This is a genomic window from Bacillus sp. Marseille-P3661, assembly GCF_900240995.1.
Classification (GTDB): Bacteria; Bacillota; Bacilli; order Bacillales; family Bacillaceae_J; genus OESV01.
In genome coordinates, this window is record NZ_LT965953.1 from 1,130,004 (window position 1) to 1,153,481 (window position 23,478).

Annotated in this window: 19 protein-coding genes and 1 pseudogene; 15 read left to right on the forward strand and 5 right to left on the reverse strand. The window is 36.2% G+C overall.

The features are described 5' to 3' along the window. Nucleotides 1-52: 52 nt before the first annotated feature. The 3 genes from C1724_RS05280 (at nucleotide 53) to C1724_RS05290 (ending at nucleotide 2,146) form a co-directional block, all read left to right on the forward strand. Nucleotides 53-484 carry a BrxA/BrxB family bacilliredoxin gene (locus C1724_RS05280; protein WP_102345666.1) on the forward strand — a complete coding sequence of 144 codons (432 nt, stop codon included), beginning with the start codon at nucleotides 53-55 and terminating at the stop codon, nucleotides 482-484. Nucleotides 485-628: 144 nt separating this feature from the next. Next, nucleotides 629-1,585, forward strand: coding sequence for an aromatic acid exporter family protein (locus C1724_RS05285; protein WP_102345667.1), 957 nt, complete (start codon nucleotides 629-631; stop codon nucleotides 1,583-1,585). Nucleotides 1,586-1,636: 51 nt separating this feature from the next. Further along, nucleotides 1,637-2,146 carry a L,D-transpeptidase gene (locus C1724_RS05290; RefSeq protein WP_102345668.1) on the forward strand — a complete coding sequence of 170 codons (510 nt, stop codon included), beginning with the start codon at nucleotides 1,637-1,639 and terminating at the stop codon, nucleotides 2,144-2,146. A 75-nt stretch (nucleotides 2,147-2,221) separates the two neighbouring features. Here the strand turns inward: C1724_RS05290 and prli42 are convergent, their stop codons facing one another. Further along, nucleotides 2,222-2,314 (reverse strand): stressosome-associated protein Prli42, encoded by a 93-nt coding sequence (prli42, locus tag C1724_RS25440; protein ID WP_180994124.1) that lies wholly within the window; start codon nucleotides 2,312-2,314, stop codon nucleotides 2,222-2,224. A 238-nt stretch (nucleotides 2,315-2,552) separates the two neighbouring features. Between prli42 and mce the strand changes: the two genes are divergently transcribed. From mce to rnz, 5 genes are all read left to right on the forward strand, one after another. Further along, nucleotides 2,553-2,969, forward strand: a complete 417-nt coding sequence (gene mce, locus C1724_RS05295) for a methylmalonyl-CoA epimerase (RefSeq protein WP_102345669.1) — start codon at nucleotides 2,553-2,555, stop codon at nucleotides 2,967-2,969. Nucleotides 2,970-2,974: 5 nt separating this feature from the next. After that, nucleotides 2,975-4,525, forward strand: a complete 1,551-nt coding sequence (locus tag C1724_RS05300; protein WP_102345670.1) for an acyl-CoA carboxylase subunit beta — start codon at nucleotides 2,975-2,977, stop codon at nucleotides 4,523-4,525. A 130-nt stretch (nucleotides 4,526-4,655) separates the two neighbouring features. Beyond that, nucleotides 4,656-5,774, forward strand: coding sequence for a M20/M25/M40 family metallo-hydrolase (locus C1724_RS05305; RefSeq protein WP_102346744.1), 1,119 nt, complete (start codon nucleotides 4,656-4,658; stop codon nucleotides 5,772-5,774). Nucleotides 5,775-5,935: 161 nt separating this feature from the next. Next, complete coding sequence (locus tag C1724_RS05310) at nucleotides 5,936-7,219, forward strand: DNA polymerase IV (protein ID WP_102345671.1); 1,284 nt, start codon at nucleotides 5,936-5,938, stop codon at nucleotides 7,217-7,219. Nucleotides 7,220-7,221: 2 nt separating this feature from the next. Then, nucleotides 7,222-8,145 carry a ribonuclease Z gene (gene rnz, locus C1724_RS05315; RefSeq protein WP_102345672.1) on the forward strand — a complete coding sequence of 308 codons (924 nt, stop codon included), beginning with the start codon at nucleotides 7,222-7,224 and terminating at the stop codon, nucleotides 8,143-8,145. A 1,035-nt stretch (nucleotides 8,146-9,180) separates the two neighbouring features. Here the strand turns inward: rnz and C1724_RS05320 are convergent. Then, complete coding sequence (locus tag C1724_RS05320; RefSeq protein ID WP_102345673.1) at nucleotides 9,181-11,475, reverse strand: thiamine pyrophosphate-dependent enzyme; 2,295 nt, start codon at nucleotides 11,473-11,475, stop codon at nucleotides 9,181-9,183. A gap of 1 nt (nucleotide 11,476) precedes the next feature. After that, nucleotides 11,477-12,490 (reverse strand): 2-oxoacid:acceptor oxidoreductase family protein, encoded by a 1,014-nt coding sequence (locus C1724_RS05325; protein ID WP_102345674.1) that lies wholly within the window; start codon nucleotides 12,488-12,490, stop codon nucleotides 11,477-11,479. A 712-nt stretch (nucleotides 12,491-13,202) separates the two neighbouring features. On the opposite strand from C1724_RS05325, the gene namA reads away from it, so the two are divergent. Further along, nucleotides 13,203-14,219, forward strand: a complete 1,017-nt coding sequence (gene namA / locus C1724_RS05330) for an NADPH dehydrogenase NamA (RefSeq protein ID WP_102345675.1) — start codon at nucleotides 13,203-13,205, stop codon at nucleotides 14,217-14,219. A gap of 74 nt (nucleotides 14,220-14,293) precedes the next feature. On the opposite strand, the gene C1724_RS05335 is transcribed toward namA, so the two are convergent. Both C1724_RS05335 and proI read right to left on the reverse strand, forming a co-directional pair. Continuing rightward, entirely contained in the window at nucleotides 14,294-15,433 is a 1,140-nt protein-coding gene (locus tag C1724_RS05335; RefSeq protein ID WP_102345676.1) for a glycosyltransferase, read from the reverse strand. 136 nt (nucleotides 15,434-15,569) lie between these two features. Beyond that, nucleotides 15,570-16,415: a pyrroline-5-carboxylate reductase ProI gene (proI, locus tag C1724_RS05340; RefSeq protein WP_102345677.1), complete on the reverse strand. Its 846-nt coding sequence runs from the start codon at nucleotides 16,413-16,415 to the stop codon at nucleotides 15,570-15,572. Between the two features lie 348 nt (nucleotides 16,416-16,763). Between proI and C1724_RS05345 the strand changes: the two genes are divergently transcribed. From C1724_RS05345 to C1724_RS05365, 6 genes and pseudogenes are all read left to right on the forward strand, one after another. Then, nucleotides 16,764-17,744: an MBL fold metallo-hydrolase gene (locus tag C1724_RS05345; RefSeq protein WP_102345678.1), complete on the forward strand. Its 981-nt coding sequence runs from the start codon at nucleotides 16,764-16,766 to the stop codon at nucleotides 17,742-17,744. A gap of 23 nt (nucleotides 17,745-17,767) precedes the next feature. Then, entirely contained in the window at nucleotides 17,768-18,565 is a 798-nt protein-coding gene (locus tag C1724_RS05350) for an SDR family NAD(P)-dependent oxidoreductase (protein WP_102346745.1), read from the forward strand. Nucleotides 18,566-18,724: 159 nt separating this feature from the next. Next, nucleotides 18,725-19,915 (forward strand): annotated as a pseudogene (locus C1724_RS26310) (ammonium transporter); the annotation flags it as partial. 477 nt (nucleotides 19,916-20,392) lie between these two features. Then, nucleotides 20,393-21,013, forward strand: a complete 621-nt coding sequence (locus C1724_RS26315; protein WP_374703439.1) for a methyl-accepting chemotaxis protein — start codon at nucleotides 20,393-20,395, stop codon at nucleotides 21,011-21,013. A gap of 114 nt (nucleotides 21,014-21,127) precedes the next feature. Next, nucleotides 21,128-21,868: a 3-oxoacyl-ACP reductase FabG gene (gene fabG / locus C1724_RS05360; protein ID WP_102345680.1), complete on the forward strand. Its 741-nt coding sequence runs from the start codon at nucleotides 21,128-21,130 to the stop codon at nucleotides 21,866-21,868. 203 nt (nucleotides 21,869-22,071) lie between these two features. Then, nucleotides 22,072-23,331 (forward strand): Y-family DNA polymerase, encoded by a 1,260-nt coding sequence (locus C1724_RS05365; RefSeq protein ID WP_102345681.1) that lies wholly within the window; start codon nucleotides 22,072-22,074, stop codon nucleotides 23,329-23,331. Nucleotides 23,332-23,478: the final 147 nt, after the last annotated feature.

Sequence of the window (23,478 nt, forward strand, 5' to 3'; positions counted from 1 at the left end):
GGATTGTTACTATAAAAATATAGAATGTGAATAATTAAGGAGTGAATAATAGATGGATTTTAATTTTTTAATGAATGATATTGTTGATCAAGCTAGGAAAGAAGCGGTTACGGTTGGATTTAAAGAGCTTAAAACACCAGAAGAAGTAGACGAGGCTTTTAAACAATCTGGAACAACATTAGTACTTGTTAATTCAGTTTGTGGTTGTGCAGGTGGTCTTGCACGTCCAGCTGCCCAACATGCTGTTCATTATGATAAAGTACCAGACAATATGGTTACAGTATTTGCTGGTCAAGACCGTAAAGCGACTGAGAAAGCACGTTCATATTTCGAAGGTTACCCACCTTCATCACCTTCGTTTGCTTTAATGAAAGATGGTAAATGTGTAGGTATGGTTGAACGTCATGAAATTGAAGGCTCTGAACCAGTAGAAGTAGTTCAAAAATTACAAAACCTATTTGATGCACATTGTAAAGAAATATAATTATACAAAAATAAAGCATGAAGATTACCCACGTTGAACGATGGTAAACCTTCATGCTTTTTTATGTATTATTTACAAAATTCTTTTCCAATATTGCCCGTTTATAGTAAGATATTGTTTAACAATGGGTTAGGGAGAAAAGCCATGTTTAAAATCGGGTATCGAACAGCGAAAACAGCTATAGGTGCAGCAGCATCTATTAGTATTGCTCAATTTTTTAGTTTAGAGAACTATGTGTCTGCTGGTATATTAACAATCCTTTGCGTACAAGTTACGAAAAAAAAGTCATTTTTATATGCTTGGGAACGATTCATTGCATGTTTAATCGGGATTGTGTTTGCTTTTGTTTTTTTTGAAGGCATTGCTTATCATCCTCTTATAATTGGGTTAGTTTTAATACTTTTTATACCAATCACTGTTCGTTTAAAGATAACAACAGGTATTGCTAGTAGCTCGGTTATTTTGCTTCAATTCTATATAGCTCAACAGTTCACATTAGCTTTTTTATTGAATGAATTAGCTATCATGGCAATTGGAATAGGCGTAGCGCTTTTAACAAATTTATATATGCCAAGTGTCGAAAATGACTTAAAAAAATTGCAAGTGACTGTAGAAGATTGTTATAAAAAAATCTTTCAAGAAATTTCATTGTATTTAACAGAGGGTGACCATCTTTGGGATGGTAAGGAAATTACAATGGCTTATAACGCGTTGAAAAAAGCTAAAGGATTAGCACTTCGAAATAATGAAAATCATTTTATAAGAAATGAAGACGCCTTATATTATAATTATTTCAGCATGCGGGAAAAACAGTTTGACATTATTGAGAGAATGTTATCCTTAGTATCTTCATTAGATTTTACAATGGTACACTCAAAAATAATGGCAAGCTTTATTGATGAACTGGGTAGCAGCGTTCATTCTGGTAATACAGCCGAAATTTTTTTAGTTCGTTTAGAAACTCTAAAAAATGAATTTCGGGAGATGTCATTGCCAAAAAATCGAACTGAATTTGAGATAAGGGCTTCCTTATACCATTTATTTGCTGAACTTGAACAATACTTAATAATAAAAAGAAACTTTAAGGAAAGTGATGTATGAAACTCATTGGGCTGTAAAAGCTATTCATAAAAAGAAGGAAGGTGACATGACATGGTCCTAAAATTCTTTATGGCAATCATGTTGATATCACCATTGTGGCCGATTGGTCAAAATCCGATTGTAGGCGATCCTTTTATTATTGTAAATAAAAAGACAAATGAATTAGCTTTTATTGAATCAGGGAGAATACAAGAGATATACAGTGTGGCTACTGGAGTAACTGAAGAGTTAACACCTGAAGGATTGTTTACGATAACAGTCAAGGCAAAAAATCCATATTACCGTAAAAAAAATATTGAAGGTGGGTCAAAAGAAAATCCTTTAGGCACAAGATGGATTGGCTTTGATGCAGCTGGTACTGATGGACGAATATACGGGGTCCACGGTAATAATAATCCTGATTCCATTGGACGTTATATAACCCAAGGCTGCATTCGTATGTACAATGAAAAAGTTGAAGAATTGTTTGAAAACATACCAATTGGTACAAAGATTGTAATTGTTTCTTCAGAGAAATCGTTTGAACAGATCGCCAAGAAATACGGGGCTATTCAGAGATAGCAACTATGTTAAAAAAACCAACAGTTTATTCTGTTGGTTTTTATTTATACCATTTTATACATTAATAGATAAGGCTTAAAATAAGAAACTAACTCCAGCTAATAAAGTGGTTAATAACATCGTGCCTATCATCAAATAAATCATAACTTTCATAGCTTTTCGGTTCATAAAACGTCCCCCTCACAAGTACTATTACTATATATTGTACCTTCTATATAATATTAGGACAAGTAAAAAAAACAGTTGTCGAATTTAATGAAATTTTGCAAAAACCACAGTATAAAGCAGGATTTTAATGATCAAAAAACGAATGTATTAAGGGATATCGAACGACCGCTCAAGTTAATAACACGTACTATAATAATAATTTATAGCAATGAAAAGGATAAAGGGGATACAGGTAGGTATGGTAAAAAAAATTGATCACATTGGTATTGCTGTTCATTCCATAGAAGCATCATTACCTTTTTATGTAGAGTCACTACAGTTGACACTTCAAGGTATTGAAGAAGTACCGTCAGAAGGTGTAAAGGTTGCTTTTTTAAAAGTTGGTGAATCCAAAATAGAGTTACTTGAGCCATTAAATAGTGACAGTCCGATTGCAAGGTATTTGGAAAAGCGTGGAGAAGGTATACATCATATAGCTTTAGCGGTAGATTCAATTGAAGAAAGAATTAACGAAATTAAAGAACAAGGGATAAAAATGATTAATAATGCAGCCAAAACTGGGGCGGGTGGAGCAAAAATAGCCTTCATGCACCCAAAATCTACTGGCGGAGTCCTTTATGAACTTTGTGAAAAGCAACAAAAGGAGGAGCAATAAGAATTATGGATATATATGAAAAAATTAATGAGTTATATGATCGTCGTCTTGAGGTGCAGCTAGGTGGTGGAGATGAACGAATAGAGAAACAACATGAAAAAGGTAAAATGACAGCTAGGGAACGTATTGATTTGCTTTTAGATCAAGGCACATTTGTGGAAACCGATCCTTTCATAGAACACCGGTGCACTGATTTTGGAATGGAAAATGCAAAGGGACCAGGCGAAGGTGTTGTAACCGGTTACGGTAAAGTGCATGGCCGTTTGGTTTTTGTTTTTTCTCAGGATTTTACCGTGTTCGGCGGTGCACTAGGTGAAATGCATGCAAAAAAAATATCAAAGATTATGGATCTTGCTGCACAAAATCGCGCGCCTATCATTGGTTTAAATGATTCAGGTGGTGCACGTATCCAAGAGGGAGTTGTTTCTCTAGATGGATACGGGCATATCTTTTATCGAAACTCTATTTATTCCGGTGTGATTCCGCAAATTTCTGTTATTATGGGCCCATGTGCCGGCGGTGCTGTCTACTCTCCAGCAATCACGGATTTTGTTTTCATGGTCGATAAAACAAGTCAAATGTTTATTACAGGTCCAAAAGTAATTGAAACTGTTACTGGTGAACAAATTTCTGCTGAAAATTTAGGAGGATCTAAAGTACATAATACTATTAGTGGAAATGCTCATTTTCATGCAAATAATGAAGAGGAAGTATTGCAAGACGTTCGCCGTTTATTAAGCTATCTACCACAGAGCAATGAGGAAAAACCACCAATAATAGAATATAATGAAAAAGACGATCATTATCGTCCTGAATTGACTGATGCAATTCCATTTGATGCGATTCGTCCTTATGATGTGCGTGTTGTCCTAGATCAAGTTGTAGATAAAGATTCTTTTATGGAGATTCAATCTAGTTTCGCAAAAAATGTTGTCATTGGACTTGCTCGGATTAAAGGCGAGGTGGTGGGCTTAGTTTGTAACCAACCTAAAGTAATGGCAGGTGGTTTAGATATCGACTCATCAGATAAAGCAGCTCGTTTCATCCGTTTTTGTGATTCGTTTAATATTCCGATCATCACGTTTGAAGATGTTACTGGATTTTTCCCGGGTATTAAACAAGAGCATGGTGGAATCATCCGTCATGGAGCTAAAATCCTATATGCATATTCGGAAGCAACTGTACCAAAACTAACAGTTATTTTAAGAAAAGCTTATGGTGGGGCTTATGTAGCGTTAAATAGCAAATCAATAGGCGCAGATATTGTACTAGCTTGGCCGAATGCTGAAATTGCTGTAATGGGACCTCAGGGGGCAGCAAATATTATTTTTGCTCGTGAGATTAATGAAAGTGATAACCCTGAGGCAAAACGCCAAGAGAAAATCGATGAGTATCGTGAAAAATTTGCAAACCCATATGTTGCAGCTTCTCGTGGCATGGTTGATGACGTAATTGATCCGCGTGAGACAAGAATTAAAATCATTCAAGCGCTTGAAATGTTGCGGAATAAAAAGGAAACAAGGCCAAATAAAAAGCATGGAAATATTCCCCTATAAGATGATGCATTTACAGGCGGTAATTAATTAAGCGATATATCGTACATAGATATATCGTTTTTATTTGGTAATATAATGAAATAGATTTATAATAAATTACATAGTGATACTAGTAGGAGGTTTAGCGATGATAATAAATAGAGAACGGTTAATTAAAGAATTTCTTGAACTAGTTCAAGTGGACTCTGAAACGAAATATGAAACAGAAATAGCTAAAGTTTTAAAGCAGAAATTTGAGAAACTAGGATTGGATGTTGTCGAAGATGATACAACGTCCGAAACAGGACATGGAGCAGGGAATTTAGTTTGTACTCTAGCAGCAACAAAAGAAGGTGTAGATACCATTTATTTTACATCACATATGGATACTGTCGTACCAGGTAAGAGTGTTAAACCATCGATTAAAGATGATCGCATCATTACAGATGGCACGACTATTCTTGGTGCAGATGATAAAGCTGGATTAGCTGCGATGCTAGAGGCTATTCAAGTATTAAAAGAACAAAATACACAACATGGGACTATACAGTTTGTCATTACGGTTGGTGAAGAGTCAGGCTTGGTTGGGGCCAAAGCTCTCGATGCGTCATTATTAACTGCTAAATACGGCTATGCTTTAGATAGTGATGGCGAGGTCGGTAATATTATTGTGGCAGCTCCTACTCAAGCGAAAGTGAAAGCAATTATTAAAGGAAAAACTGCACATGCAGGTGTTGCACCGGAAAAAGGAGTGTCTGCAATTACAATTGCAGCGAAAGCGATATCAAAAATGCCACTAGGTCGGATTGATGAAGAAACGACAGCGAACATTGGCCGTTTTGAAGGAGGAACACAAACAAATATCGTATGTGACCATGTTGAGATACTTGCGGAGGCGCGCTCATTAATAAATGAAAAAATGGAAAATCAAGTAGCAAAAATGAAGGACGCCTTTGAATCAGTTGCCAAAAGTATGGGTGGAGAAGCGATCGTTGAAATTGATGTCATGTATCCTGGTTTTAAATACGGTGAAGGCGACCATGTTGTCGAGATTGCAAAACAGGCAGTTAATAAAATTGGCCGGATTCCTAAGCTTCAACAATCAGGTGGCGGCAGCGATGCTAATATATTTGTTGGCCATGGCGTACCAACGGTCAATCTAGCAGTAGGTTATGAAGAAATTCATACAACGAATGAAAAGATGCCAATTCAGGAACTTGTAAAGACAGCAGAGCTAGTTTTTGCTATCATTAATGAAGTGGCACAATAATAATAAAGAAAAGGGACTTTATTTTATAGTCCCTTTATTTTATGTTAAGAATAACTACATATTAAGCTTTTGACTTGTGTGAAGAGTTAATCATTTCGTTAAAGAGGACTCGCAGTTAATAAAGCATGTGTTTTTCTAAAAATGGATGTGGTGTGGTAATTATGCGTGATATGTATCCGAAAAATGGAAGAGTTATTTTACATGTGGATATGAATAGTTTTTATGCATCAGTTGAGATGTCATATGATGCAACATTAAAGGGTAAACCTCTTGCTATAGCAGGTAATCCTGAGGAACGTAGAGGTATCATTGTTACTTGTAGCTATGAAGCCAGGGCTAAGGGTGTCAAAACAACAATGCCCCTTTGGGAAGCAAAAAAACTATGTCCCGATTTGATTATTATGACACCTGATTTTGGGAAATATCGAAAAGCTTCAATAGCAATGTTCCAATTATTATCACAATATAGTTCATTAGTTCAACCCGTTTCCATTGATGAAGGCTATCTAGATATTACAGACTGTTATTCAATGGGTACACCATTAGAGATAGCAACGATTATCCAAAAGCAAATAAAAGATGAATTAGACTTACCTTGTAGTATTGGAATAGCTCCAAATAAGTTTTTAGCGAAGACAGCCTCCGACATGAAAAAACCAATGGGAATTACTGTATTGCGCAAACGTGATGTACCTGTAAAGCTTTGGCCTTTGAAGGTTGAGGAAATGCATGGAATTGGTAAACGAACGGCTGAAAAGTTAAATAAAATAGGAGTTATTACAATTGAAAATCTTGCTAAGGCTAATGATATTCAGCTTAAACAATTACTAGGAATTAATGGAATACGTTTAAAAGCGCGAGCAAATGGAGAAGATAATCGTTCGGTAGACCCGGATGCTGTTTCCGAGTTTAAAAGCATTGGAAATTCTACGACGTTACCTGAGGATACAACTGATGAAATGATCATTGAGACGGTTTTAAATAAATTAGCAAAATCTGTTGAAGAAAGAATGCATAGGCAACAAATGCTAACATGGAACGTTCAACTTACGATCAGATATCATAATCGAAAAACAATCACGAGAAGTCGAAAGCTAAAAAATGCTATCCATAAAAAAGAGGATATATTCAAATCTGCAAAGTTGCTATATGAAAAGCATTGGAGCGGAGAACCAATTCGCCTATTAGGAATTACAGCTCAAGATTTAGAAGAGAAAAAAGATTCAACCAAACAGCTGTCCCTATTTACATTCGAACAGGAAATCAAGGATGAACCCCTAATTAATACAATGGATAAACTAAAAAAAAGATACGGTGAATCGATTATCAAAAAAGGAGTAAACAAAATAACTAATAAGAAACATATTACAGATGGTTCGATTGAGCCAACGACGAGTTTTCAAAAAGACTTTTTACGAGACTATAAGTTTGGAAAGAAGGATTAAAGTTGGAGTTAATTTTTCTAGGCACTGGCGCTGGCATCCCTGCTAAAGCAAGAAATGTTTCTGCAATTGCATTAAACCTATTACAAGAACGTGGAACAACTTGGTTATTTGATTGTGGTGAAGCTACTCAACATCAAATCTTACATACTACAATAAAACCGAGAAAAATTGAAAAAATATTTATAACACACCTACACGGGGACCATATATTTGGATTGCCAGGGCTGTTAGGGAGCCGCTCATTTCAAGGAGGCGACTCACTGTTAACAATCTATGGACCAAAAGGACTAAAAGAATATGTTCAAGTTTCATTAAAAGCAAGTACAACTCATTTAAGTTATCCAATTGAGATTAACGAAATAGAAGAAGGCACTATTTTTGAGGATGAACAATTTATAATAGAAGTGAGATTATTAGAACATGGAATACCTTGTTTTGGATATAAAATAGTTGAAAAGGATATTAAAGGATCCTTACAAGTGGATAAACTTAAACAGATTGGAATACCGCCTGGGCCAATTTATCAGCAGTTAAAGAAGCAAGAAATGGTTACTTTGGATGATGGTACTGTATTAAAATCGGCTGAATTTTTAGGACCCAATAAAAGTGGAAGAAAATTAGCGATACTTGGAGATACACGTTCTTGCTCAAATGCCTACGAATTAGCAAAGGATGTAGATGTTCTCGTACATGAGGCCACTTTTGGACAAGAAGATGAAGAGATCGCACATGATTATTTTCATTCGACTACAACGCAAGCAGCAAAGATTGCTGTGCAAGCGAATGTAAAGAAACTAATATTAACACATATTAGTTCACGTTATCAAAAAGAAGATATGAAAGGTCTTCTTGATCAAGCGACCCGAATATTTCCAAATACCAATATTGCCCATGATTTTTGGCAATTTAAAATTGATAGAGAGTAATAAAGTATGCAGTTAGTTCGGAATCCGTGGTGGATTTGAGGGCAATGTGTAGAAAGCGGAGTCTATAGTCAGAAACCGAGGTGTATTCTGATAGAGCAAGGTAGTGATAGCGGAATCGAGTCAGAAACAGCAGTGTATTCTGACAGAACAAGGCCGAAAAATCGAAATCGAGTCAGAAACAGCAGTGTATTCTGACAGAACAAGGCCGAAAAATCGAAATCGAGTCAGAATCCGTATTGTATTCTGACAGAACAAGGCCGAAACGTCGAAATCGAGTCAGAATCCGTATTGTATTCTGACAGAACAAGGCCGAAAAGCCGAAATCGAGTCAGAAACAGCAGTGAATTCTGACAGAACAAGGCCGAAAAATCGAAATCGAGTCAGAATCCGTATTGTATTCTGACAGAACAAGGCCGAAAAGCCGAAATCGAGTCAGAATCCGCAGTGAATTCTGACAGAACAAGGCCGAAAAATCAAAATCGAGTCAGAATCCGTATTGTATTCTGACAGAACAAGGCCGAAAAATCGAAATCGAGTCAGAAACAGCAGTGAATTCTGACAGAACAAGGCCAAAAAAGCTGAATCGAGTCAGAAACAGCAGTGAATTCTGACAGAGCAAGGCCAAAAAATCAAAATCGAGTCAGAAACAGCAGTGAATTCTGACAGAGCAAGGCCGAAAAGCCGAAATCGAGTCAGAAACAGCAGTGAATTCTGACAGAACAAGGCCGAAACGTCGAAATCGAGTCAGAAACAGCAGTGAATTCTGACAGAACAAGGCCGAAAAATCGAAATCGAGTCAGAATCCGTAGTGAATTCTGACAGAACAAGGCCAAAAAATCGAAATCAGTCATAAACAGCAGTGAATTCTGACAGAACAAGGCCGAAAAGTCGAAATCGAGCCACTGTGATTCTGACCTCTAACATTAGGTTGCTATAATAATAATAATAATAATAATAATAAAAGACCAAATCAAATTCGATTTGGTCTTTTATTAAGTAACTAATGATTAAATTAACGTTACTGGAATATTCTTTTTATAGATATGGGCTCTCATGTTTAGCTTTTAATCGATTCCAACGTCGGTTTACTTCAGCTTCAAATTCACGAAGCATACCAGCGTTTTCTTCTTTTAAAAGGTGCTTTGTTTTCCCCATAAATTTTAACCATTCAGCTAAACCAATTTTCTTATTCTTTTCTTCAGGATTATAAGTGATCGTTGTTTCTCCATTTTCAACTTCATAAAGTGGGAAGAAGTTTGAGTTAACTGCGGCTTCCATGATCGTGCCACCTAAGCGGTCTTCAGATTTCCAGTTTAATGGACAAGTAATTAATATCTTGCCATAGGCCATACCAACATTTTGTGCATACCACTGTGCTTTAGCTGCTTTTTTTACAAGGTCTTGAGGGAATGCCTCTGTACCTGTGAAAATATAAGGAATATTTGTAGATGCCATAATTTGTGCTGTATCTTTATGATGGAAAGCTTTGCCTTGTTGTTTCTTACCAACATTAGTTGTACTAGTCATATGTCCAAAAGGTGTAGAGTAGGACATCTGCGATCCGGTATTCATATAACCTTCATTATCATATTCAACAATGATCAGTTTGTGGTTGCGGTTTGCTGTACCAATTGCAGAGCCCATTCCGATGTCCATACCACCGTCGCCACTTATCATCACAAACGTAACGTCATCCTTAAAGTCAATTTCGCCACGATCTCTCATTTCATAAAATGCTTCCAACGTACCTGATAATGTAGCAGGACCATTTTGGAATAAGTTATGAATCATCGGTTGTTTGTGTGATGTATAAGGATAGCCTGTTGTAACGACATAACCACAACCTGTATGGAATAATGTAACGACATCCCCCTCGATTCCTTTAAAGAACAATTCTAACCCAGGGAAAATACCACAGCCAGGACATGCCCCATGTCCAGAACCTAAGCGTTTTGGTTTGCCAGTCAGTGTACGTAATGGTGGAATCTTAACTTTAAGCTTGTTCGTTTCAGGATCAGGATTGACTTCGATTAGACCTGTCTTGAATGCATCGCCATACATTGGTATAATCGCAGGTTTTAGTATATTTTCAACTTTACCAGGCACAATTCCAAAATAGTCAAAAGGTTTTTCAGCATATCCTTTTTCCATTGCATCAAGCGCCATGTCAAACATTTGTCCTGCTTCTTCCTCAAAAAAGTCTTTACCACCTAAGCCAAAGACTCGGCTTAAAACGATTGTTTTATTATCTTTATCATCTTGAAGAGCAGATTTAATTTCGTGTGTTAAGTTAGGACCATTTGCACCGTAAGAATCTGCACGCTCACCAACAAGTAATGCTTTTACATTTTTTAAAGCCTTGCGGATTTCATCAGATGGGAATGGACGGATAATATTTGGACTAATAACACCCGCTTTAATTCCTCGAGCCCTAAGTTTATCAACGGCGTCTTTAGCAGACTCTGCTGCAGAGTTAAGTAAAAATAATGCAACCTCTGCATCTTCCATTTTATATGTGTCTAGTACATCATATTTTCGGCCAGATACAGCAGCATATTCTTCGGCAACTTGCTTGTAAACATCGTATGCATGATAAATAGCTTCTGATTGTTGATAGTGGTTATTTAAAAAGTCATCGCCACTCATATGGGCGCCGATCGTAACTGGATTACTAGGGTCAACAGCAGTTGGATAGTTTGTAGGGCGTTCGCCAACAAATTGTTGAACAACCTTACGATCAGCAAAATATGAAACTTTACGTTTTTGATGTGAAGTAAAGAAACCATCATATGCAACGATTACCGGTAAACGGACATCAGAATGTTCCGCAATTTTTAGAGCCATAATGTTCATATCATATACCGCTTGCGGAGTTCTTGCAGTTAAAATCACCCAGCCTACATTTAACCCATAGTATAAATCTGAATGGTCACCGCGAATATCTAACGGGCCACTAACCGAGCGTGTTACTAGGTTTAATACCATGGGGAATCGTGTTCCAGATTGTACTGGTAATTGTTCAATCATATATAGGAAACCATTCGCACTTGTAGCATTAAATACACGTGCACCTGCTACAGCAGCGCCATAACAAATTCCTGCTGATCCATGCTCGCCATCAGCTGCAATTAATTTAATATCATGCTCGCCCCGAGCTTTCATTTGATCCAAAAATTGTGCAACTTCTGTAGACGGTGTAATTGGGAAGTACCCCATTAAATGATAGTTAATTTGAGCAGCAGCCATTGCAGCCATTTCATTCCCAGATTCGAACGTAATTTTTTGTTCAATATTATTTGTAGTCTTTAAATCCCCTTCTAAGATTGCCATTCTACATCACCCCTTCAGTAACTCTTGGAAAATATTGCGGTACACGGTTTTTCTCGGCATAGTCAAGGGTTTCACGAGCATCAGACAATGCTGAAGTTGGACAGGCCTCAACACACTTTAAACAGCCTTTGCAGTATTGATAATCTATACCTTTTAAAAACATCTGCTTGCGACCACGTTTATCTTCGGCTTCATCCCATACGAAACAGAAGTCAGGGCATACAGTATCACATTGTGCACAGTTGATACATTGCTCTATTTCAAAATGTGGCAAAAAGCCTTGACGAGAACCACTTAAATCTTTGAAAATACTATTTGCTTGCACAGTAAGTACACCACCCATTAGTTGTGTTTCATAACCTAATTGTGGTTCAGGAATGCAAAAAGTCTTACCTTCAGCGCCTTCCGGTACTTTATATTCTTTAAACTGAACGCTATTGTAACCGCGATCGAATGTGCGAATATTTGGCTCAACAAGATGTGGGTATTTTTTTTCAAACGTTTTACGAATAACGTCTCTCATTGCATCTGGATCAAGGAAGTCACAAATTCGGAATAATGCACCGAGCATAGCGGTGTTTACTTTAGTTTTTTCTTCAACAGCAATTCCTAAGGCGTCAATGATTGCTAGAGTTCCATACTCTAGTTGAAGGTCAGCTTTTACTTCATCGAAATCCCTTGTTGTGTTTACTAGTGCAATTCCATCAGGCTGTAAACCGCTTACAACATCTACTGTCTTATAAAGCGCTTCATGGAAGATACCGACAACGTGCGGTTGCATAATAGGACTGTGAACGCGGATTTCAGTTTCTGGATCACAAAAACGTACGAAACCTTTAACGGGTGAGCCTTTTTTTTCAGATCCGTAGGATGAGAAATTTGAGCCGTTAAGGCCTAGTCCTAATACACCTGCTTCTGCTAACATTTTTCCAGCTAGGTTAGCACCTAACCCACCGATTGATTCTAGTCTAATTTCAAAAAAACCTAATTCATTTTTTTTAGGTAAAATTGACATATAACTCCCCCCTAACAATTAATCCCATTTGAACAATTCAATAATTGAATTGTATAAGATATCAAATAAAAAATCTGTGACAAATGTTATACTTTATAAAAAAAATAAATAATACACTATTTAATTTATAGTGATAAAGCCTTAATGTTAAAGGATTGTTTGTTACAAAAATACTGTATAACAGATTGGTAATTGTAATATAACAGCAAAAAAAATGAAACTAGGTACTATCATTTGAAAATACCCTTTTTTTGTAATATAATAAAAAAATAACCTTATTTTGTAAAAAATGTACTTTTTTACTATATCGTCGCATATCCTATAAATTACATCAACAACGAAAGGGTGAGTTGTAATGTGGGATTATATATTATTTGTTGGAATGTTCTTAGGTGGGGTTGTTACAGTGCTCAACCTTTCTAAAGAAGAGAACGTCATAGATAAAAAAATGGACAGATCTTAATTTGTCTCTCAAATACTTCCAAGTCAAACACAATAGATAATAGTACAAAAAGCGTAGCTCCTGGTGATCTTTGGGAGCTAAGCAATTTGTTCTTTTTTTTATTCTAAGATTGTTTAACTTTACTAAAGTATTATAGTGATAGAAAGTACATCCGCCTTCTAGTGCGCAAGTCATATGCTTTCTAATGGGAAAATTTAAATGAATAAGATACAATGAAACTAACAAGATAGAACTAGAAGAGGTGGAAGTATGGTAAATTCTTTATTATCAACTTTTAAACTAAAAGATATGACATTAAAAAATAGAATTGTCATGTCACCGATGTGTATGTATTCATGTGATAAAGAAGATGGTGTTGTAACCGATTGGCACATGACGCATTATGAAAGTCGTGCTGTTGGACAAGTTGGCTTAATTATCGTAGAGGCAACTGCTGTTCATCCGCAAGGTAGAATTTCAAGCAAGGATTTAGGGATTTGGGATGATAACCATGTTGTTCGATTGAAACAGCTTGTTGATAGAGTTCATCAGAGTGGCTCATCCATTGGAATCCAACTTGCACATGCTGGGAGAAAGGCAACTGTAGATGGTGAAATTTATGCTCCATCAGCTATAGCATTTAATGGGATGAAAACCCCGAAAGAATTAACGATAGTTGAAATTGAAGGAATTATCGAAACTTTTAAACAAGGGGCAGCTCGTGCGAAGGAAGCGGGTTTTGATTGCATTGAGATTCATGCAGCGCACGGTTATTTAATTAATCAATTTTTATCACCTTTGACGAATAAGCGCCAGGATGAATTTGGTGGAAACTCTGAAAATCGTTATCGCTTATTAAAAAAAGTGATTCACGCTATTAAAGAAGTATGGGAAGGCCCATTATTTGTTAGAATTTCGGCAAATGAATATCAGCCGGATGGATTAACTGTAGAAGATCACGTTGTCTATGCAGAACAGATGAAGGCACAAGGTGTTGATTTAATTGATTGCAGTTCAGGTGGTGTTGTGCCGGCAACAATTGATGTATTCCCAGGATACCAAATTACATATAGTGAAAATATTAAAAACAAGGTTGGAATCCCAACGGGCGCTGTTGGATTAATTACTTCAGGGATTCAGGCGCAGGAAATAGTTAAAAATGGTCGCGCTGATCTTGTCTTTATTGGAAGGGAATTATTACGTAATCCGTATTGGCCGTATGCAGCTGCAAAAGAATTGAACGTTGAAATTCAATCCCCAACTCAATATCAACGTGGTTGGAAATAACAAAATTCTGTCTAAAAGTATAAAAAAACTGTCACTTCCTTTCGGTGACAGTTTTTTTTGAGGTAATTGCTCTATTATTTTTTTCTTAGTTCTTTTAGACTGTAAATAGTTCCGCGCCAAGCTATACCTCCTCGTTTGAAGGTTAAAAAGATTGCACGACATATAGAGTAAATAAACAGGAGTGCTGTGATCGGAAATACTATAAAATGAATTGTTGTAAATCCGGTCATTCTTGAAATGATTAAATGATACAAAAGAAAAATTAGCCCTACGACAATAATGCTAATCCATTGCAACCAGCCGTTTGCTAGAAATAGCATAATAAATGGAAAGATATGTGACAGAGCAATTCCTACAACTGCTATTATAACCATGTACATTCGATAGTGTAGACCGGCAAATGTGTTCTTTTCTAAGCCGATTAATGCTTCTTTTAAATTACTATACCAATAGACGTTAATTAAGGAGATAGCAGTTGCGATTTGCTGCCGCAGCTTGTGCTCCTTTATTTTCATACCTAATTGGAGATCATCATCAGGTCGCATTGCGATATTTTGATGTGTTCCAATCTTTTCATAAGCTTCGCGGCTTAGTAGATTAAACGCGCCAATTCCTATCCCAATTTTAGAGCGATCATCATTTCCTTTCCAAGGTCTTTTAAAATAAGAAAACCCAAATAGAAAAAAAGCAACAAATGCTTGGAGCCAAAACCCTTTTGCGTTTAAATTTGGAGTAAGCGTTACATGATCAATTGCTTCTTCTTTTAAGTACGTTAACGCAAGTTTGATTACCTCGGGCTTTAAAATAATGTCGGCATCAGTGAACAGTAAATATCTTCCATTTGATTTTAAATATCCTTGATACAAAGCATAATTTTTTCCAAGCCATCCAACAGGTAAGTCTGTAATATGGATGATTTCTAATGTATCATGTTCTGTCTTTAACGTTTCTAAAATTGATTTAGTTTGATCTGTAGAGCGATCATTGACAACGATCCATTCAATGTGAGGATGTGTTTGTTGGAAATGGGAACGCAAACTTTGTTCTATGTCGTCTTCCTCGTTTCGAGCTGCAATAATGACCGAAACGAGATCTTCGTGGGTTTGTGACTTAATTGACTCCAATTTTCTAACTTTTTTTAAGCCTGTGTATGCATCCAGATAGGCTATAAACCAAAATAATATATTTAATATCAGAAGTATCCACAAAAACAAGTTGCTACATCCTTTCGCTATTCACCTCTTAATAATTAGCTTACCCTAAACAAGGTGAAATTAGGAGGTGTTACGATCTTGAGATTTATCTATAAAATAAAAGGTCCAATCGATTTAAAATCGATCGAACCTTTAGTTACCTTTGCTTTATAATCATATTTTCAATATCGATACCGAGCTCATTTGAACGCGCGGCCGCTCGTTTTATGCATGCAATCATTGTTTGTTGATAATTATACTGCTCTAATACTTTTAAACCGGCTTCTGTTGTTCCACCAGGGCTCATTACTTCTTGTTTAAGTGTAGCGGGAGATTTAGGTGATACTTTTAACATTTCTGCTGCCCCAATGATAGTCTGAAGAATTAGCTCTCTTGCTACCTTTGGATCGAGGCCAAGTTCTTGGGCAGCTGTATCCATAGATTCAATTAAATAATAAATGTAAGCTGGACCACTGCCAGATAGGCCTGTAACCGCATGTAAGTCTTTTTCTTCTACAAGTGAAACTGTTCCGATTGTTTCAAAAAGAGTTATTGCGATTTTTTGATGTTCGTCAGTAGCAAATAATCCTTTTGAAAGAGCGGTAGCTGATTGTTGAATCGTTGCTGAAGTGTTTGGCATTGCCCGAATAATTGGAATGTTAACTGATAATAAATCTTCCATACTAGTTGTAGATACACCTGCAATTACGGAGATTAATAACTGATTTTCATGGACATAAGGCTTAATTGAATCTAAGCCACCTGTAATATCCTTAGGTTTCATTGCTAAAATAATTACATCCGCCTGTTTTACTGCATCACCAATATTTTGAGTAACATGTACATCATATTGCTCGTTGAAATAGTTTAGTTTAGCTATGTTCGAACGGTTTGTAACGATTAATTGTTTAGAGTTGAAAACTTCGCTTTTTATCATGCCAGATACAATGGCTTCTGCCATTGAGCCCGCTCCGATAAAGGCGTAGGTTAGGTTTGATTTCAAATTTATCTCCTCCTGAAATTAGGGCCCTATTGCTGTAATAGAAAAACTCCTAATAGATTAAAAAACCTTTCCGTTCTTTAAAAGGCGGAAAGGCCAGGTGTTAGCCAAATTTATATAATGCTGAACATAAAAAAACTTTATCATTCTATTATGAAATTTGTTATCATAAAAATTCAAAATGTTTTTCTTCCCAATTATTATGCACAAACAATAATAGTTGTGTCAATATATAGTTTAAAATTTTTGAATATTTAACTGCTAGTAACACGCATACTGTGTTGCATAATGTTAAACTAATGAAGTGGGGATATAAAAGAGATTTAAGTCAATTGAAAGGGGGGAAGGCAAGTGGAGTCACAGATTATTGAGATGAATGGTATATATCAATTCATATTACCTACACCATTCCCTGTGGGGCCAGTAAATGTTTATTTAATAAAGGGAGATTCACTTACTTTAGTTGACACCGGGCCTAAATCAAAAGTTGCTTGGGGCTTATTCTGTGAATTATTGGATAAGGTTGGTTATAAGCCAGAAGACATTGATCAGGTTGTATTGACACATCACCACCCTGATCATGTAGGGATGTTAGAATATATGCCGAAAGATATAAAAATTATTGGGCATTATAAAAATAATCCTTGGATTCATAAGGAAGAATTATTTATTCAAAGGCATGAGTTGTTTTTTATAGAGTTCTTTAAAAATATGGGAATTGAGGAACAACTTTGCTGGCCGCTTATTGATGATATGAAGGGGGCGTTTGAGTATAGTTGTAATAACCGTTTTATAACAACTGTAGTAAAGGAAGGTGATGAGATTCCAGGTATTCATGGGTGGAACGTATACGAAACCCCCGGGCACGCAGGAAGTCATATCATATTATTTCACGAACACAATGCGTTGATGATCGCTGGTGATTTATTGATTGAAAATACTTCACCAAATCCGTTTATTGAGCCACCTTATCCAGGTGAAACAGAGCGATCTAAATCATTACCTTTGTATCTTGATTCGTTGTCAAAATGCCTGCAATTTGACATGAGATTAGTGTTATCAGGACATGGAAAAGCGATTAAGGATCCTTACATGTTAATACATAGCCAATTTAATAAGCAAGAAGAACGTGCTCAGCGCATATATGAATGGCTCAAAGAAAAACCTATGAGTGCTTTTGAACTCAATGAAAAATTGTATCCATCACTTCGCTATAGGAACCAACTAGGTTTAACGATATTTGCAACTGTTGGACAACTTGATGTTCTTGAGCAGAAACAAGCTGTTTATATCGAGAAAACAGAGGATGTTTGGAAGTTTTTTGTACGTTAAAAATAAAAATGAAAGGTGAATTTATGGGAAAACGGGATATTGCTGGAAAAACAGTTGTTATTACAGGGGCTTCTTCTGGAATTGGAGAAAAAATTGCATTAAAGATTGCTGATCGTGGAGCGCGACCTATCCTGCTTGCCCGTTCAGAAGCAAAACTTAACAACATTTGTAAGGAAGTTAATGATAAAGCTAATTTGAATTGTATTTATTTTCAACTTGATGTTAGTAAGTATGAAGATGTTAAGATGGTGTTTAAGCAAATCTATAACGAAGTAGGTCACATTGATATTCTTCTTAATAATGCTGGCTTTGGTGTTTTTGAGTCATTTTCTGAAGCAAGCTTTGACGATATTGAAAGGATGTTTGCGGTTAATGTTCTTGGTTTGATTGCATGTACTAAAGAAGTACTTCCAGCGATGCTTCAACAAAATAGAGGTCATATTATCAATATAGCATCTCAAGCCGGTAAGCTTGCTACACCTAAATCAAGCGGTTATTCTGCAACAAAACACGCTGTCTTAGGCTTTACTAATAGTCTTCGGTTAGAACTTGTAAATACAAATATATCAGTTTCAGCGGTTAATCCCGGACCAATTGAAACCAATTTTTTTAACATTGCTGATAAATCTGGAAATTACGTCAAAAGTGTTAAACAATTTATGTTATCGTCGGATTATGTTGCAGATCAAGTTATTAAACTTATGGAAACTCCTAAAAGGGAATTAAATCTTCCTAGATGGATGCATGCAGGAACAATTATACACAATCTTTTTCCGAGGTTCACTGAGAAAATTGCGGGAAAATGGCTAAACCAAAAATGATAAAACACTAGTAACAGTGGCTTTATCATTTTTTTATTTGAAATGATAAGGGAAGTGGCTAATTCATTTTTGAATGTTAGAAAATCTACCATAAGCCTTTCTGTGTTTTTCTGCAAGTGTTATATTGTGTAACATGAAAGTTGGATAGAGGAGGCTGTAATGGTGGTTCAATTAAATCTAAATTTTGTCTGGGTTGTACTCGCGGCTATTCTTGTTTTTTTTATGCAAGCAGGTTTTACTGCTTTAGAGGCAGGATTAGTTCGGGCAAAAAATTCAATTAATGTTGCAATAAAAAATGTGAGTGACTTATTAGTATCAACGATCGTTTTTGCGTTATTTGGTTTTTCGATTATGTTTGGTCCATCCAATAACGGTTGGTTTGGTTCCGGAGCTTTTTTCTTTTCAGGAATTGACGATGATCCTTGGAACTGGGCATTTTTATTATTTCAAATTGTTTTTGCGGGTACTGCTGCAACGATAGTTTCGGGAGCAATTGCCGAAAGAGTCAAATTTGGCGCTTATTTAATCGGTACTTTTTTTATTGTGTTAGTCATTTATCCGGTATTTGGGCACTGGGCATGGGGGAATTTATGGATAACAGATCAATCTGGGTGGCTTTCTGCATTAGGTTTTGTAGACTTTGCAGGCTCGACCGTTGTGCACTCCATTGGAGGTTGGGTTGCATTTGCTGCAGCAATTGTTGTTGGCCCTAGAATTGGTAAATATTCAGAGAATGGTGAAATTCATAATTTCAAACCTTCTAATATTGTATTAGCATCGATTGGCGTGTTTATTTTATGGTTAGGTTGGTTTGGGTTTAATTCAGGCTCTACCCTTGTTGGAGATTCATCTATTGCATTAATAGCATTAAATACACATCTGGGGGCAACTGCAGGTGGTGTGGTGGCGATGTTAATAAGTTGGCTTATTAATCGTAGACCGCTTGTTGATGATATATTAAATGGAATAATTGCTGGACTTGTTTCGGTTACAGCTGGTGCACATGTATTAACAGCGTTAACTGCACTTATAGCTGGCTCCATTGGTGGTCTACTAGTAGTTTTATCTTTACGTTTTATAGATAGAATTTTGAAAGTTGATGATGCTATTGGTGCAGTTTCAGTTCATGGTGTCTGTGGTGCGTGGGGAACATTAGCGGTTGGTCTGCTAGGAGATCTTTCGTTATTACCGATGAACTCCAGGTTAGATCAAGTCTGGGTACAATTTATTGGAGTTACGACAGCTTTTATTTGGTCTTTTGGTGTTGGATTTATTATCTATTACATTATGAAAAAACTTATTAATATTAGACCTACTCAATATGAAGAAGAGGTTGGTTTAAATGTATCGGAACATGGTGCAGAAATTGCAATGCTAGAAACTATACAAGCCATGGATGAAATTGCTTCGGCACAAGGGGATTTAACACGATTACTTAAAATAGAACAGGGAGAAGATACAACAGAAGTGAATTTAGCATTTAATAAACTTCTACATACACTTAATGAATTGATAGAAAGCGTTAAATACGAGTCTGCTTTTGTTAATAAATCTTCCAATGAATTGCTTGAACTTACAAAAATACTACAGGCTAGTAGCTCTAAACAATTGAATACAATCAGGGAAACGCATGAGGTATTTTTAGAATCGGATCAACGGTTGGCACAGGAAATTGATATTGAAAATCAGATTATTGCAACTATACAAGATTCATTTGCATCAATGGAGGACGTAGGTAACGAGATTTTTGCTGTTAAAAAAGATATGGACCAAGTGGCAGCATTTATGATGGAAATCACCAAGTTAAATGTAGAAGTAAAGCGAACAATGGATCATTTTAAAGGAAAAGTTAATAAAATTAACGAGTTTTCAAGTGAAAGTGCTCATGTAATTGATGTTATAAACGGTCTTACCGATCAAATTAATTTATTATCTTTAAATGCAGGTATTGAGGCTGCTCGTGCAGGAGAATATGGGAAAGGCTTTGCAGTAGTCGCCAAACAAATTAAAAGCTTAGCTGTTAAATCCAAGCAATCTACAAATGAGATTAAAACAATCATCACTGATACAGTTAAAACTATTTATGAAGGTAATAATGAGCTAGAAGACTTCTCTAATACAATTACAAAACTGAATGGCGAATTATTAGCTATGCCAATAAAGCTAAAAAAAATGGATGGACAAGTCCAAAATGTATATGAAATTATGAATAGTTTTAGTAGTCAGCTGCAAACAGTCAATAAAGAAACCTCCAATATGATCAATAGGAAGTATATTCAGAAAGATAATTTTAGGGAAATGTGTCAAAAAGTTGGAACAATTCATAATCAAATGGAAATAAACAGTGAGACTATGGATAAGATTGTTGTTAGCGTGAAAGAAATGAAACAACAAAGTTCTGCTCTCCAAAAGGCTGTTAGTCAATTTAAAACGACAAATGCTGTCTGATCTAGAGTAGAAAAAATTTTTTTCTAAATTCCTATGCTCCTAATATAATATTTAAATGGGTCCATTTTTTTTTGAATATTTAGTGTTTTTAATTAGGGCCAGGGGGGCGAAATTGTGAGATTGACAGATAAAGTTGCGATTGTTACTGGTGGAGCAAATGGTTTAGGTAAACAAACCGTTTTAAGATTTTCCGAAGAAGGTGCGAAGGTAGTAATCGCAGACTTTGATGAGACAAAGGCTCAACAAGTTTTACATGAAGTAAAAGAACTTGATGGCGAAGCGATATTTTTGAAAGTAGATGTAACCGATCCAGATAGCGTTGAAAAAATGGTTCAGGCTACGCTTCAATCGTTTATGAAAATTGATATATTGATTAACAATGCCGGAATAACAAATGATGCAATGTTATCTAAATTAACTGCTGATGCTTGGAAAAAAGTATTAGATGTTAATTTATCTGGTGTTTTTCACTGTACCCAAGCAGTTATTCCAACAATGCTTCAACAGGGTTATGGAAAAATTATTAATACATCTTCTGTTAGCGGTGTATATGGTAATATTGGTCAAACAAACTATGCAGCTACAAAAGCCGGGGTTATTGGATTAACTAAAACGTGGGCTAAAGAATTAGGTTTTAAAGGGATTAGGGTAAATGCAGTTGCGCCGGGATTTATTGAAACAGATATGACAAAGACAATTCCCGCAAAAATAATCGAAAGATTGAAAGAGCAAGTGCCGCTAAGACGATTAGGAAAACCAATTGATGTTGCGAATGCATATTTATATTTAGCATCGGACGAATCAGATTATGTTAACGGCATTGTCCTGCATGTTGACGGTGGAATCGTTATGTAATTAGAAAAGTGCAAGCGCCTTGGTCAGCCCCGTGGGGCTAGGCGCTGCAGCTAGACAATAGAAAAAGAGCTAGGTCTTTAGTTAGTTAATAAAAGTTAGGGCCTGTTAATGACAAAAACCGGCCATTTTTTTACAGTTGCAAAAGAACATTAGTTCTCGTATTATATTTATAAAAGAACAAGTGTTCTGTGGAGGGCGAAAAAATGGTTTCTTATACAACAGTAAAAAGTGAGAAGATATTATGCATCGACATGAAAAGCTTTTTTGCAAGTTGTGCTGCAGTGATGAATGGTTTAGATCCGCTTACTTGCTATTTAGCTGTTGTAGGGGACACTGATCGAGAAGGAAGCATTGTATTGGCAGCATCACCGAAAATGAAAGCTGAATTCGGAATTAAAACAGGAAATCGTTTATTTGAAATCCCTAATGATCCCAAAATTAAAATTGTAAACGCAACGATGGGCGCTTATTTGAAGATTTCGGCCGAAATCACGAAATTATTTTACCGATTTGTTCCAAAGGAATGTATTCATACGTATAGTATTGATGAAAGTTTTTTGCGAGTAGATGGAACAGAACGCTTGTGGGGGGATGCCACTAAAGTTGCGCAAATGATAAAAGAAGCAATTTATAAGGACTTTAGTTTAACATGTGCAATTGGAATTGGTCCAAATATGTTGCTTGCAAAGCTTTGCTTAGACCTAGAAGCGAAGCAAACTGGAATTGCAGAATGGACGTATGAAGATGTACCTGAAAAATTATGGAGTGTTAAACCGCTTAGTAAAATGTGGGGAATTGGCTCACGCTTAGAACGAACATTAAATCGAATGGGGATTATGAATGTAGGACAATTAGCAAACTATTCATTAGAAACACTTGAGAAAAAATTGGGGGTTATGGGGAATCAATTGTATTACCATGCCCACGGTATTGACTTTTCACAAGTAGGAGCTCCTATTTTAAAAGGGCAAATTAGCTATGAACGTGGGCAAATTTTACTGCGGGATTATGATGATCCTAAAGAAGTTAAGCATGTCATTTTAGAAATGTGTGAAGAGGTTGCCAGAAGGGCTCGAAGTGCTAAAAAATGCGGTCGAACTGTGAGTTTAGGCATCGGATATAGTAAGGAAGAAGGTGGAGGCGGATTTTACCGTTCTAAAACAATGGATTCGCCATCTAATATTACAATGGACTTGTATCGAACATGTTTAACACTATTTGATACGTATTTCGCTAATCAAACCGTTAGAAGGATTTCAGTTTCACTATCTAATATATGTGACGACGAAATGGTTCAGCTTAGCTTATTTGAAAATAACAAAATAAAGGAACGGGAATTGGGCTATGTGGTTGATGCGATTCGTAAGAAACATGGCTCAGATGCTATTCTTCGTGCTGTATCGTATACAAAAGCCGGAACAGCAAGGCAGCGCAGTAAGCTTGTTGGTGGACACAAAGCTTAATGAAAACTTTTGAATATAAAAATGGAAAACAGCTCAATTAAGTTAGCACAACTGTGTCTAGCCATCTAAAGGTTGTAAAAAGGGTGTGCCTTTTATTATTAGGAAAGAATTAACTTTTATAAAATATCTACAAAAATACAGAATAGT

Bases quoted from the DNA above. Each gene is read 5' to 3' on its own strand.
- C1724_RS05365 (WP_102345681.1), top strand. From the start codon at position 22,072: ATGGTTTCTTATACAACAGTAAAAAGTGAGAAGATATTATGCATCGAC.
- prli42 (WP_180994124.1), bottom strand. From the start codon at position 2,314: ATGAACCGAAAAGCTATGAAAGTTATGATTTATTTGATGATAGGCACG.
- C1724_RS05325 (WP_102345674.1), bottom strand. From the start codon at position 12,490: ATGTCAATTTTACCTAAAAAAAATGAATTAGGTTTTTTTGAAATTAGA.
- C1724_RS05310 (WP_102345671.1), top strand. From the start codon at position 5,936: ATGCGTGATATGTATCCGAAAAATGGAAGAGTTATTTTACATGTGGAT.
- C1724_RS05320 (WP_102345673.1), bottom strand. From the start codon at position 11,475: ATGGCAATCTTAGAAGGGGATTTAAAGACTACAAATAATATTGAACAA.
- C1724_RS26315 (WP_374703439.1), top strand. From the start codon at position 20,393: ATGGATCATTTTAAAGGAAAAGTTAATAAAATTAACGAGTTTTCAAGT.
- mce (WP_102345669.1), top strand. From the start codon at position 2,553: ATGGTAAAAAAAATTGATCACATTGGTATTGCTGTTCATTCCATAGAA.
- C1724_RS05290 (WP_102345668.1), top strand. From the start codon at position 1,637: ATGGTCCTAAAATTCTTTATGGCAATCATGTTGATATCACCATTGTGG.
- namA (WP_102345675.1), top strand. From the start codon at position 13,203: ATGGTAAATTCTTTATTATCAACTTTTAAACTAAAAGATATGACATTA.
- C1724_RS05280 (WP_102345666.1), top strand. From the start codon at position 53: ATGGATTTTAATTTTTTAATGAATGATATTGTTGATCAAGCTAGGAAA.
- C1724_RS05300 (WP_102345670.1), top strand. From the start codon at position 2,975: ATGGATATATATGAAAAAATTAATGAGTTATATGATCGTCGTCTTGAG.
- C1724_RS05285 (WP_102345667.1), top strand. From the start codon at position 629: ATGTTTAAAATCGGGTATCGAACAGCGAAAACAGCTATAGGTGCAGCA.
- C1724_RS05350 (WP_102346745.1), top strand. From the start codon at position 17,768: ATGGGAAAACGGGATATTGCTGGAAAAACAGTTGTTATTACAGGGGCT.